This is a genomic window from Sulfitobacter sp. UBA4523, assembly GCF_002388305.1.
GTDB classification, from domain to species: Bacteria; Pseudomonadota; Alphaproteobacteria; order Rhodobacterales; family Rhodobacteraceae; genus Sulfitobacter; species Sulfitobacter pontiacus.
The window spans coordinates 54,692-67,926 of sequence record NZ_DGMH01000039.1 but is presented as its reverse complement, the minus strand read 5'-3'; the positions used below and the strand labels follow the sequence as shown (position 1 = coordinate 67,926).

The 13,235-nt window shown below is 61.2% G+C and carries 11 protein-coding genes; 4 read left to right on the top strand and 7 right to left on the bottom strand.

What is annotated here, in order from left to right:
* The 7 genes from B3849_RS09850 to B3849_RS09820 all read right to left on the bottom strand — a co-directional run.
* The coding region (locus tag B3849_RS09850; RefSeq protein ID WP_286780058.1) for a molybdopterin cofactor-binding domain-containing protein at positions 1 to 934 on the bottom strand (934 nt) is incomplete at its 3' end.
* Positions 935 to 937: 3 nt separating this feature from the next.
* Complete coding sequence (locus tag B3849_RS09845) at positions 938 to 1,396, bottom strand: (2Fe-2S)-binding protein (RefSeq protein ID WP_009824309.1); 459 nt, start codon at positions 1,394 to 1,396, stop codon at positions 938 to 940.
* Between the two features lie 162 nt (positions 1,397 to 1,558).
* Positions 1,559 to 4,672: an efflux RND transporter permease subunit gene (locus B3849_RS09840; RefSeq protein ID WP_132997966.1), complete on the bottom strand. Its 3,114-nt coding sequence runs from the start codon at positions 4,670 to 4,672 to the stop codon at positions 1,559 to 1,561.
* Between the two features lie 21 nt (positions 4,673 to 4,693).
* Positions 4,694 to 5,860, bottom strand: coding sequence for an efflux RND transporter periplasmic adaptor subunit (locus B3849_RS09835; protein ID WP_278425723.1), 1,167 nt, complete (start codon positions 5,858 to 5,860; stop codon positions 4,694 to 4,696).
* Positions 5,861 to 5,934: 74 nt separating this feature from the next.
* Positions 5,935 to 7,203: a multidrug effflux MFS transporter gene (locus B3849_RS09830; protein WP_286780057.1), complete on the bottom strand. Its 1,269-nt coding sequence runs from the start codon at positions 7,201 to 7,203 to the stop codon at positions 5,935 to 5,937.
* Positions 7,200 to 7,673, bottom strand: a complete 474-nt coding sequence (locus B3849_RS09825; RefSeq protein ID WP_005849095.1) for a MarR family winged helix-turn-helix transcriptional regulator — start codon at positions 7,671 to 7,673, stop codon at positions 7,200 to 7,202. The genes B3849_RS09830 and B3849_RS09825 overlap by 4 nt, the downstream gene beginning before the upstream one ends.
* Positions 7,674 to 7,786: 113 nt before the next feature.
* Positions 7,787 to 8,803, bottom strand: coding sequence for an aldose epimerase family protein (locus tag B3849_RS09820; RefSeq protein WP_278425725.1), 1,017 nt, complete (start codon positions 8,801 to 8,803; stop codon positions 7,787 to 7,789).
* A gap of 166 nt (positions 8,804 to 8,969) precedes the next feature.
* Between B3849_RS09820 and B3849_RS09815 the strand changes: the two genes are divergently transcribed.
* The 4 genes from B3849_RS09815 (at position 8,970) to B3849_RS09800 (ending at position 13,235) form a co-directional block, all read left to right on the top strand.
* Positions 8,970 to 9,953, top strand: a complete 984-nt coding sequence (locus B3849_RS09815) for a response regulator (RefSeq protein WP_037942088.1) — start codon at positions 8,970 to 8,972, stop codon at positions 9,951 to 9,953.
* Entirely contained in the window at positions 9,953 to 10,324 is a 372-nt protein-coding gene (locus B3849_RS09810; protein WP_005849092.1) for an Hpt domain-containing protein, read from the top strand. The genes B3849_RS09815 and B3849_RS09810 overlap by 1 nt, the downstream gene beginning before the upstream one ends.
* A gap of 169 nt (positions 10,325 to 10,493) precedes the next feature.
* Positions 10,494 to 11,771, top strand: coding sequence for a flavin-dependent oxidoreductase (locus tag B3849_RS09805; RefSeq protein WP_286780056.1), 1,278 nt, complete (start codon positions 10,494 to 10,496; stop codon positions 11,769 to 11,771).
* Between the two features lie 204 nt (positions 11,772 to 11,975).
* The gene (locus B3849_RS09800) at positions 11,976 to 13,235 is read left to right on the top strand and encodes an imelysin family protein (protein WP_278425727.1); all 1,260 of its coding nucleotides are present in this window, start codon (positions 11,976 to 11,978) and stop codon (positions 13,233 to 13,235) included.

Genomic DNA, 13,235 nt, shown 5'->3' with positions numbered 1-13,235 from the left:
AGCCTTCGGCAGCGGCGCGCGAGAAATCCGCATAGATCTGCGCGCTCGACCGGGTTTCGGCTTTGCTGTCATCCCATGTCACCTGCAATGCTTCGCGCCCTTTGAGCGCGGCACCGGTGGTCTTGGCATAGACCGCGACCCCTTGCGGGATTTCACGCACCGCGATGACACCCGGCACCTTCAGCGCGTCGGTATCGTCAAAGCTGGCGACAACGGCGCCCATCTTATCGGGGTGGGCCACGACGACCGTTTCCATCCCCTCGCGATAGACATCCATCGTGTATTCGGCCTGACCGGTTGTCTTGGCATGGGTGTCCAGCTTGGGCACATCGGTGCCGATCAGAGTAAAATCCTTGGCCTCTTTCAGCTTGGGTTCGGCGGGGGCGGTCATGGTTGCGGCTTTTTCAGCGAAGGCACCAAAGCCTGCTTCGGTCCCGTTGGGGTGGGATATCCGCCCTTTCGAGATCGTGATCTCGGACGCGGGCACGCCCCATTCGGCGGCGGCGGCATCAACCAGCATCGCGCGGGCGGCGGCGCCGGCCTTGCGCATCTGCATATAGCTGTTCGCCATCGCGGTGGACCCGCCTGTGCCCTGCAACCCGAACAGCGTATTGGCGTAAAGTTCATCATTGGCAGGCGCGCTTTCGGCACGCATCTGCGACCAGTCGGCATCCAGTTCCTCGGCCACGAGGGTCGCAAGGCCGGTGTTCGGCCCTTGCCCGAATTCGATATGTTTGATCAGCACCGTCACCGTGTCATCGGGGGCGACACGCACAAAGGCGTTCGGCGCGAATGTGGCCGGATCGGCCGCCGGATCAAAGGCGGTCGCGGCACCGGACTGGGCGCGCGATTTTTCGGGTAGCACAACGCCGATCACCAGTCCGGCAGAAGCGGTAGACAGAAAACCGCGGCGAGAGAGATTAAGATTGGTCATGGCTTACCCCTCCAGCTCTTTGGCGGCGTTCTTGATCGCCTCGCGGATACGGACATAGGTAGCGCAGCGGCAGATGTTGCCGGCCATTGCATTGTCGATATCCTCGTCCGTGGGGTTCGGGATCTCGCGCAGCAGGGCCGTGGCGCTCATCACCTGACCGGATTGGCACCAGCCGCATTGGGGCACGTCGATCGCCTCCCATGCCGCTTGAACCGCTTTGGCCTCTGGCCCGTCGACACCCTCGATTGTGGTCACATAGGAGCCTTCAACCATAGAAAGCGGGGTAACGCAGCTGCGGCGGGTCATGCCGTTCAACTCGACCGTGCAGGCGCCGCATTGCGCGATACCGCAGCCGAATTTCGTGCCGGTCAGCCGCAGGTCGTCGCGCAGCACCCACAAGAGGGGCGTGTCATCGGGCGCGTCTACGCTCACCTCTTTGCCGTTCAGGGTAAAGTTTATCATGCTGGCTCCTCCTATTGGATGTTGGCTGCTGGCGTGGAATGTTGGGGCTTCCCTCGCAGAGGGAACTAGCCCGCAACCGCGGCGCGTCAATGTGCCCCAACGCAAAAGACGGAGGCAACGCGCCGTTGCCTCCGTCCTGACTTCATCAAAGCAAGGTGGTGCCTAGCCGGTGGTGTCCTTGACCGGATCCTTGCCGGTGAAACGCGCCACCATCGCAAAGAAATACGGCACGAAAAGAACCCCCAGAACGGTTGCGGCAATCGTACCGGCCAGCACACCGGCCCCAATCGCTGTACGTCCACCGGAGCCCGCACCGGTGCTGAGGACCAGCGGCAATACCCCCAGCGAGAACGCCATAGAGGTCATGATGATGGGGCGGAACCGTTGCCGCGCGGCGTCGACAGCGGCGTCAAAGATGCTTTCGCCCTCTTGCCGTCTGTCGCGGGCAAACTCGACAATCAGGATCGCGTTTTTCCCCGTCAGACCCACCACGGTCAGCAGCCCGACCTGAAAGAAAACCCCGTTTTCGAACCCGCCCAGATAGGCGCCGGTCAAGGTCCCCAAAATGCCGATTGGCATGGCGAGCATCACGGCAAAGGGGATCGACCAGCTTTCATAAAGCGCCGCCAGCGCCAAGAAGATCGCCGCCAGGGACAGACCGTACAGCAAGGGGGCCTGGTTGCCGGATTCCTGTTCCTCCAAGGACAACCCGGTCCAGGCGATCTGGAAGCCGGGGGGCAACTGGGTGACCAGACGTTCAAGCTCTGCAATCGCCTCGCCTGTGCTGACCCCTTCGGCGGGAGAACCCTGGATCTGCATCGCGGGGATACCGTTATAGCGGTTCACCCCCTGCGGCCCGTACGCCCAGCTTCCTTCGGCAAAGTTAGAGAAGGGCACCAGCCCCCCGCTGTCATTGCGCACGCGCCATTTCTCAAGATCCGACGGGGTCGCGCGGGCAGCGGCCTCGCCCTGCACATAGACCCGTTTGATCCGCCCCTCATCGACAAAGTCGTTCACATAACGACCCGCCCAGGCGACGGTCAGCAGGTTGCCCACATCCGTGGCACTGACCCCCATCGCACCGGCGCGGCGCCAGTCGATATCCAGATTGAACTGCGCCGCATCTTCCAACCCGCTGGGGCGGGCAGAGGCGATCAGCGGGCTTTGCGCCGCCATCCCCAAAAGCTGGTTACGTGCCTCCAGCAGCTGTTCGTGGCTTTGACCGCCGCGGCCTTGCAGGTAGAAATCAAACCCCGACACGTTGCCAAGCTGGCTGACCGAGGGCGGCACGATGGGGAAGACCATCGCGTCCTGTATCTGGCTGAAGGCACCAAAGGCCCGCCCCGCCACCGCTTGCACGCTTTGCGCCGCCTCTGTGCGTTGCTCCCAGTCTTTCAGTCGTACGAAGACCAGACCAAGGTTCTGCCCTTGGCCCGCAAAGCTGAAACCCACCACGCCGAAGACGGATTCAACGACGTCATCCTCGTTTTCCAGATAGTAGTTCTCGACCTGTTTGATGACCTCGAGCGTGCGTTCCGCAGTCGCGCCCGTGGGGGCCTGCACCAGTGTGAACAGCGTGCCCTGATCCTCCGCCGGCAGGAAGCCTGCAGGCGTGCGCATGAACAAGAACACCATCGCCGCGATGATCGCCAGATAGACCAGCCCGACCCGCAGCGGACGCCGGACCAGCCAGCCCACCGTGCCAGTGTACCCACCAAGTGTCTTGTCAAAACCGCGGTTGAACAGGCCAAAGAACCCGCGCCGCTTCTCGTGGCTGCCCTGCTTGAGCAGGGACGCACAAAGCGCGGGCGTCAGGGTCAAGGCGACCACCACCGACAGCGTCATCGCCGAGATGATGGTGATCGAGAACTGTTTATAGATCACCCCCGTCGAGCCGGGGAAAAACGCCATCGGCACAAAGACCGCCGACAGAACCACTGCGATCCCGATCAGGGCGCCGGTGATCTGGTCCATCGACTTGCGCGTCGCCTCAAGCGGGCCGATGTGTTCCTGCTCCATGATCCGTTCGACGTTCTCGACGACCACAATCGCGTCATCGACAAGTAGACCAATCGCCAGCACCATGCCCAGCATCGTCAGCGTGTTGATCGAAAAGCCAAAGGCCGCGAGCACGCCAAAGGTGCCCAGCAAGACGACCGGCACCGCCAGCGTCGGGATCAAGGTGGCGCGGATGTTCTGCAAGAACAGATACATGACGATAAAGACCAGCACGATCGCCTCGATCAGGGTCTTGATCACCTCTTCGATAGAGATTTTCACGAAGGGCGTCGTATCGAAGGGCACGACATAGCTCACCCCTTCGGGGAAGAACGCCGACAGTTCCTCGATCCGCTGTTCGACGGCGGCGGCTGTATCTAGCGCGTTGGCACCGGGGGCAAGGCTGACCGCCATGCCGGTCGCCGCATTGCGATTATACCGCGAGATCGTGGCATAGCTTTCCGACCCGATCTCGACCCGCGCGACATCATTCAGCAGCACCAGCCCGCCGTCGGTTTCCGCGCGCAGCACGATCTGGCGGAAATCCTCGGGGCTGGTCAGCAGGGATTGCGCGGTGATCGTGGCGTTCAGCGCCTGCCCTTCGACGGCAGGACGGCTGCCAAAGGATCCCGCTGAAATCTGCGCGTTCTCTGCCGAAACCGCTGCCACGATGTCGGACGGGGTCAATTCAAACGCGGCGAGCTTCACCGGATCAAGCCAGATGCGCATCGCGTATTGCGCCCCGAACACTTGTACGCTGCCCACGCCTTCGACGCGGCTGATCTCGTTCACCAGATTGGATTGCATGTAATCGCCAAGATCGGTGGCGTCATACTTCCCGTTCTCGCCAATCAGCCCGATCACCATCAAGAAGCCAGCAGAGGATTTTTGCACCGTGATCCCCTGCCGCTGCACCGGTTCCGGCAACAAGGCAGAGGCTTGCGACAGTTTGTTTTGCACCTGCACCTGCGCGATATCGACATCTGTGCCCGTCTCGAACGTCAGCGTAATGCTCGCCCCGCCTTCGCTGGTGGACGACGACGAGATATAGCGCAGCCCGTCCAGACCGGTCATCTGCTGTTCGATCACCTGCGTTACCGTATTGGCCACCGTCTGCGCCGAGGCACCGGGATAGGACGCGCGCACAGCCACAGAGGGCGGCGCGATCTGCGGGTATTGCGCCACGGGTAGGTTGAGGATCGACAAGACGCCGATACCCATGATGAAAATCGAAATCACCCATGCGAAGATGGGGCGGTCAATAAAGAAACGGGCCATGCAAAACGCTCCGGCTTTTGGTTATTCGGCGGGTGCCGGTGCGGCGTCCTCGGACTTGGCGTCTGGGGCGGCTTGCTCTTGCGGAGTAACGGTCGCACCGGGCGCGGCCTTTTGCAGCCCCATCACGATCACACGGTCGCCCGCCGATAGCCCCTCGCTCACGATCCAGTCCGATCCGCGGTCCTGCAGCACGGTCAACTGGCGCTGTTCGACGACGTTGTCGCCGTTCACCACCATCGCCAGCGGCTGCCCGCGACGGTCGCGGCTTACGGCTTCTTGCGGGACAAGGAAGGCACCTTTCGCGATCCCCGTGGGCATTTCAACGCGCACATACATGCCCGGCAGGAGCAGACGGTCGGGGTTGTCAAAGGCCATCCGCAGCACGACGACGCCGGTTTGCTGGTCCACATCGGGTTCGGCGGCGGTCAGCGTACCGGTCTGGTCATAGATACTGCCATCGGCCAGCGTCAGCTTGACCTCGCGCGGGGTATCGCCAAGGCGCTTTTCCGCATTGCCGCGCCGCCAATCCAGCAGTTCGGCCGCTGATTGCGTGACATCGACATAGACCGGATCAATGTTGCGGATCACGGCCAGCGGGCTGGCCTGACTGTTGGTCACCAAGGCACCGGGGCTGGTCAGGGACCGCCCGATCTCGCCCGATAGACGGGCACGGACCTGCGTGTGATCCAGCTCGATCTGGGCAGAGCGCAGCCCCGCCTGCGCCGCCTGAAGCGAAGCCGCCGCGCTGTCGCGTGCCGCTACCGCCGCATCCAGCGCCTGATCGCTTGCAACATTGCGCGAGGACAGTTCCTCGAGCCGCTTGGCCTCCCGCTCGGCAGAGCTGGCTTGCGCCTGCGCCTGCGCAACCGATGCCTGCGCCTGCGCGACAGCGGCCTCGTAAACGATGGGATCAATTTTAAACAGCACATCGCCTTCCGCCACGGGCTCACCCTCAGCAAACAGACGCTCTGTGATGATGCCGGCCACCTGCGGGCGCACCTCTGCCTCGGCAGAGGCGACAACGCGTCCGGGCAAGGTCGTGGCAAGCTGCACATCCTGCGGCTGCATCGTCATCACGGTGACGGCAGCAGGCGGGCGATCGCCCTGCTGCGCCGTTGCGGGGACAGACACCGCACAAATAGCCGTTGCAAGGGCGGCGCAGCGCAGCCCGGAGATCAAGGAGTGCATTCTGACGATCCTGTCTTTTAGTTCAAATCGAAAGCACCACCGCGGGGTGCTGTGGATGGGGCGGACAAATTGCCCTATTTTTCCGGTGCCGACACGGGCGACGGTGCAGTTACCTTGGGCCCGCAGGTGGCACGGGTTTCTGCCGGTGCAGCGGCTGCGGGCCGAGGCTGGATCCTGCGATAAACCAGAAACGACGCGCAAGCTACCGCGCCCATCATCGGGATTAGGGTTGCCATAGCCAAAAGCGCATTGCCCAGCAAGGCACCAAGCGACCCGACCAACAAACCGGACCCCATCTGGATAAAGCCCAGCATCGACGCCGCCGCCCCCGCAGCCCGCCCAAAGGGGGCAAGTGCGGCGGTGGACATAGCAGGCATCACAAAAGCAATCCCGAAAGAATAGGTCGCGACCGGCACCATCACGTGCAGAAAGCTCGGCGGCCAAAGCAGCAGGGTTAACGTCCCCAGACTGCCCAAGGCCACAAACACCAGCCCCGGCCCGACCAGCCGGTCTGCCGAAAACCGGCCCATCAACTGGCGCACCAACAAGGACGCGGTAAAGAAGCTGCCCGATTGCGCCAACATCGACGCCCCGAATTGCGCGGGCGTCAGCCCGACCTCGTCCATCAGGATAAACGGCAAGAATGTCGCCTGCGCATAGAGCGCGCCAAGGGCACCGCCCATCACCAAAGCGGCGGATAGGAACTGCGGATTGCTGAGCAAAGCCTTGTAGGTCCGGCCAAGTGCCTTGAAATTCAGGCGCGAGGGGTCTGCGGTCACGGTTTCTTTCATGGAAAAAAGCGCGACCCAGATCACGAAGAAACCGATCACGGTCATCAGCAAGAAAATCGACTGCCAACCAAACACCGGCAGCATCAGCCCCCCGATGGTCGGGGCCAGCGCCGGACCAAGGGCTAGAATAATCCCGATCAGGTTCATGATCCGCGACGACCGGTCATCGGTGAACAGATCCCGCACCAATGCCCGCGAGATCGCGATCCCCGCGGAGGCCCCGATGCCTTGCAGGAAACGCGCGCCCATCAGAACCTCTACCGTGGGCGACAGGATCGCAGCGACACTGGCCACGCAATAAAGCGCCATGAAGGCAATCGTGATCGGCCGCCGTCCAAGCGCATCCGACAGCGGCCCTGCGATCAGCTGCGCACAGGCGAAGCCCCCGAAATAAAGCGTCAGCGTCAGCTTGATTGCGGATTCCGTGGTGTCAAAGACGCGCACCAGCTCTGTCATCGCGGGCGTATACAAGGCCATCGACACAGGCCCGATGGCCACCAGAAGCGCGCCGATCAGACTGACCCGCCGTTCTGACATAATGGGCGTTGTCATTCGGCGGCCTCGGATTTGCACGTCGCCCCGCGAGAGGCCGACAGGTTCTGTCGCAGGGTCAGGGCCGTGGCGCGGAAGGTCTGCCACTGCTCTGGCGTCAATCCTTCCGAAATGATCGTCTCTACCCGTGCACCGGCCTGTGCGATCTGCGACAGGATGTCGTTGGCTCGCGGGGTCAGGGACGCGATCTTGGCGCGGCGGTCATTCGGGTCGGCGGTACGGGCAATCAGCTCTGCCGCTTCCAGACGGTCCAGAAACCCCGTGAGGCTCATCGGCGTCATGCCAAGACTTTCAGCCAGCATATGCTGCCGCGTCGCCCCGCAACGCGCCATATGCGCCAGCACCCGTGCCTCTGCCGCCGTCACAGGAAGCTCGGCGGCTTCGATCTCGCGCTCGAACACGCCACGGCTGAGCCTGCCGATGTCGCTGATAAGGAAACCAAAGCTGTCGGGGTTGATCTTGGTACGCATGTCTTGTCCGCTTTTAATATGTTTACCTTATTATATAGCGCACTGATACATCTTGAACCAAGTGTCAATTCGACCCTGCCCCAAAAAAACGTGAGGTAACCACGGTAAAGCTGTCAAATGCGGCGCAGCTCGAACCGGGATCGGTATCGCACGGGCTTTTCCGGCAGCAGCAAACAATCGGGATACTCGGGGTGGTGCGGGGTATTGGGCCAGAACTGCGGCTCGATCGCAAGCCCTGCCTGTGGCCCATAGGCGCCTCCGTCCACGCCCAGATCCGCACCTGTATCAATATGCGCGCCGTTATAGAGCTGCACCCCAGGTTGATCTGTCAACACATCCAACTGTAGCCGTTCAGTGCATAACCGGCACGCAAGCACCATCTGGTCCCCGCCTTGGGAAAGGCAAAAGTTGTGATCCAGCACCGGCCCGATTGCGCGCGCATGGCGATAGTCGAATTCGCTGCCCGCTACCGAGACGGGCGCGCCTAACGGGAGTTGAGCGTCATCCACAGGAAGGTAGCTGGTCGCGGGCACCATCAGGCGGTGATCCGACAGATCCGCCGATCCCGACAGGTTCCAATAGCCATGAAAGGCGGGATTGAAATAGGTCGGCTGATCCGCCGCGCCGGTCATCTCGATCTCTAGATGTCCTGCAGTATCAATCGTGTATGTAACAGAGGCGTTAATATTTCCGGGAATCCCGCCCAACCCGTCGGGGTGGTGCAGCTCAAGCCGGCAGCGCGTGGGGGTGACATTGGTAAAGCGCCAGTTCCGGCCGGAATACCCCGCGGTACCGCTGTGTAGCGTGGTCCGCCCTGCTTCGTTTTTATCAAGCTGATGCCGGATGCCCGCAATCTCCATCTCTGCGCCCGCGATGCGATTGGCGACCGGACCGACCACCGCGCCAAAGTACTGCATGCTGCCAAGGTAGGCAGCCACGTCGCGCCCGCCCAGTATCAGCGAATGCGATTCCCCCATGACGCGAAGCTCTTGAATCGTTGCCCCCCACGACAAAACGGAAATCGACGTGCCGCCGTTGCTGATCTGATGCCGGACGATCTTTTCACCCTCTGGCGTTGTGCCGAAAATCGTTGAATCGGCTTTATTTTTCTTGCTCTGCGCCGGCGTCATCGAATGGTCCCTTTCGTCTATTCAACTGCTCAAACGAACATCTAATTAGCCTAAATGCCTAAGTATTTAACCGAGATCGCCCCAATTATGACAAGTTTCGCCATCAGATAGAAAGCAACAGAAACAGCCATACCGAGCTGTTACGGACAAGTAGTAAGGCAAACAAATGAAAATTCTTGCGGTAGATGACGACCCAATCATCCTAGAGCTTTTGTCGCATTTCATTGAAGGCATGACAGACCATACGCTGGTCACTGCCGAATGCGCTGCCGATGCACTTGAGGCGATCAAGGACAACGCCCGCGCCCCGTTCGACAGCTTCCTTCTGGATATTCAGATGCCGGTCACCGACGGTATCCAGCTGGCCAGCCAGATCCGCGCGATGAAGCAATATATGGATGCGCCGATCCTGATGCTGACCGCGATGTCCGAAAAATCCTATATCGACGCCGCCTTCTCTGCCGGTGCGACCGACTATGTGACCAAGCCGTTCGAAATGACCGAGCTTAAGGCGCGGCTGTCGCTGGTTGAACGCGCGGTTGACGGGTTGGCAACCCGCACGAGCAAAGTGTTCGCGGCCAAGGCGGTTACCCATCACGACGGTCGGCCCGAACGCGCCGTGCAATTGCACGAGCCGATGGCGATCCATGATGTGAACAACCTGATCGAGTTCATGGCGCTTGAGAACTATGTGCAGCAATTGTCGCGCAGCGACCTGTTCGGGTCGATCTGTTTTGCCTTCAACATCCGCGATGTCGAAATCTTCCACGAAAACATGTCGAACTTCGAATTCTGCAGCATGCTCAGCGATGTCGGAGAGATCATTTCGGATACGCTGGAAGGGTGCCAGTTCCTCATGTCTTACGCAGGCGGCGGCACGTTTGTATGCATCACAGAAAGCGGCTGGCGCCCTGATCCCAAGCTTTTGGCGAATAATATCAACATTTCGCTGGCAAAAACCGAATTGTTCGATAACCGTGGTCAACACATCAACCCGCGTATTTGCGCCGGCAAGGCGGTGCGGTTGATGTGGAAGACAAATTCCTCGGTCATGGATGCGCTGTCAGAGGCGCATGCCTCTGCCGAAGAAGCGACAGCCAACTACCAGAAGGTCCAGAACGACTTCTGGAATGTGGGGAGAACAGCGTGATGCACAAGAAGCTGGAGTTACCGGGGATCGAGCGTATTCGCGCGCGGTTCCTCGATATGCTAGAGCAGCGCCAGCGTGCGCTGGCCGAGCACGCGCTTGCCGCCTGGGAAGGCAGCACGCTGCAAGAGATCAACGATAACCTCGCTGAAGCGCGTACCATTCTGCACCAGATCGCGGGCACGGCCGGTTCTTTGGGGTTCGACGATCTGGGTACCGTGGCGCGCGACAACGAGCTTGCGATTGACGCGCATCTGGATGGCCCCAAGGGCAAGATCGCCAACTGCCCGACCGAAATTATCTTTGGTCTGGACGACTTCCTGAAATCCTCCGAAGCGTTGATTGCCGAACAATCCGCGTTGGAATCCGCCTAAGCGGTCCTTTGCGCTTCCGGCCCCGAAGGACCATTTGCCGTTGCAGCGCCTCGCGCTCCGGCGATCTGGGGTGTGCCCCGCTTTCCCAGACATCCCATTGATTTCCGCACCATGATGTAGGACGTTCGTCGCACAACGAAATGCCCCTAGACGAAAGCGGAACTGCACCATGACCCAACCTCATATCCTGATCGCAGGCGGCGGTATCGGCGGCCTAGCACTGGCGCTTTCGCTGCACCAGCTTGGCCTGCGCTGCACTGTTTATGAACAGGTGCGCAGCTTGAAACCGCTGGGTGTGGGGATCAACATCCAGCCCAATGCCGTGCGCGAGCTGTTTGACCTGGGGTTGACCCAAGCGCAGCTTGACGAAATCGGCGTACCCGCAAAGGAATGGGCGCTGGTCGGGCAGAAGGGGCAAGAGATTTACGCAGAGCCGCGCGGCACCGACGCAGGCTATCGCTGGCCGCAATATGCCGCGCATCGGGGCCAGCTGCATATGCTGCTGTATCAAACGCTGGTGGACCGCGCTGGTGCCGAGGCCGTGCAGCTTGGTGCCAAGATCACCGGATACACCCACGGGCCAGCGGGTGGCGTGACCGCGCATATCGCCCATGCCGACGGGTCACAGACACGTGCCGAGGGCACCCTGCTGATCGGTGCCGACGGGATCCATTCTGCCGTGCGTGCGCAGATGCATCCCGATCAGCCGCCGATCCACTGGGGTGGTGCTTTGATGTGGCGCGGCACCTCGCGGGCAAAACCGGTGCGCACGGGGTCTTCGTTTGTCGGGCTTGGCGACCACCGCCAGCGCATGGTGATCTATCCGATTTCAGCCCCCGATGCCGAGGGCTATGCCACCATCAACTGGATCGCCGAAGTCACGCTGGACGAGACCGAGGATCGCAAAAGCGGTTGGTACCGTCCGGCGGAGCTGTCGGACTTTGCACATCACTTTGACGGCTGGACTTACGATTGGCTGGATGTCCCCGCCCTGCTGCGCGGCGCGACAGAGATTTACGAGAACCCGATGATCGACCGTGACCCGATCCCCACGTGGGTCGACGGCCCTGTTGCCCTGATCGGCGACGCGGCCCATGCCATGTATCCCACGGGATCAAACGGCGCGAGCCAGGCGATCATGGACGCCCGCCATCTGTGCGCACGCTTCCTGCAAGACGGGGTCACCCCCGCGGCGCTGCGCAGTTTTGACGACGCTTATTGCGGACCGATATCAGAGCTGATCCTGCGCAATCGCGGGGCCGGTCCTTTCGGGTTGCTGAACATGGTCAACGACCGCTGTGGCGGTGCCTTTGACCAGATCGACGACGTGATCCCTCCTCAGGAACGGGCCGAGTATATGGCGCAGTACAAGACCGCAGCAGGATTTGCCGTTGATCGGTTGAATGCCTCTGACCCCACTTTGCCGCAAGGCGCACGCCTTACATAGTAAGCCCCTAGGATCACCGCGTATTTTTTGGGCGATGCCAAAAACGTGAGCGGCAAAAAAGTTATCTTACTAAAATTGTCGGGTTGACCTTCCCCGCGATACTGTTCAGGTATTGCGCATGATTTCCATGCCTCCGGCGCGGCCCGTCGATCCGCAATTGTCGACAGCATCCGCAGGCGCGATCCGTCAAAAGGAACTGAACGTATGACCCGCAGCTTGATGACCTCTGTGCTTGCATTGACCTTGGCCTCCCCCGCTTTGGCGGTAGAGAAGTCCGAGGTGATCGACACATACGCCGACATCGCCGAAGCCGCCTATGGCGACAGCCTGATCACAGCCCAAGCGCTGGTCGACGCCGTGGATGCCCTGATCGCAGAGCCCTCCGCCGACACGATGCAAGCCGCCCGCACCGCGTGGCTGGCAGCGCGCGTCCCCTACCAGCAGACCGAAGCCTACCGTTTCGGCAACCCTATCGTTGACGACTGGGAAGGCAAGCTGAACGCCTGGCCGCTGGACGAAGGTCTGATCGACTATGTTGACGCCTCCTATGGCGGGGCTACCGATGAAAACGCCGCCGCCGCGTTGAACGTTATCGCGAACCCGACCTTCACACTGTCGGGCACCGAAGTTGACGCCAGCACAATCACCCCCGACTTCCTTGCCGAAACCTTGCACGAAGCCGACGGGAACGAAGCCAATGTGGCGTCGGGCTACCACGCGGTTGAATTCCTGCTCTGGGGGCAGGATCTGAACGGCACGGAACACGGGGCCGGTGGGCGCGACTGGACAGACTACGCCACGGGCGAAGACTGCACCAATGACAACTGTGACCGCCGCGGTCAGTACCTCAAGGCTGCTGCCGATCTGGTCGTGACCGATCTGGAATATATGGTTGCACAATGGGCTGAAGGCGGTGCCGCGCGCACCAACCTGACCGACAACGAAGACGGCGCGATCTCGGCGATGCTGACCGGCATGGGGTCGCTGTCTTACGGTGAGCTCGCGGGCGAACGCATGCGCCTTGGTCTGATGCTGAACGACCCCGAAGAAGAGCAAGACTGCTTCTCGGACAACACGCACAACAGCCACTATTACGACGGTCTGGGCATCCAGAACGTGTACCTCGGCGCCTATGCGCGTACCGACGGCACGCTGGTCACCGGCCCATCCCTGTCCGATCTGGTCGCTGCCGAAAACGCTGATCTGGATGCGGAAATGCAGATGAACCTGTCGACCACCATGCGTAAGCTTGGCCAGATCAAGACCGCTGCCGAAGCGGGCATGTCCTATGACCAGATGATGGCGCGCGGCAACAAGGGCGGCGAAGCCTTGGTCATGGGGGGGGTGAACGCCCTGATCGCACAGACCAAGACCATCGAACGCGTCGTTGCCACACTCGGCGTCGATGACGTGGCGATTGAAGGCTCCGACAGCCTCGACAGCCCCGGCGCCGTGTTCGAGTAA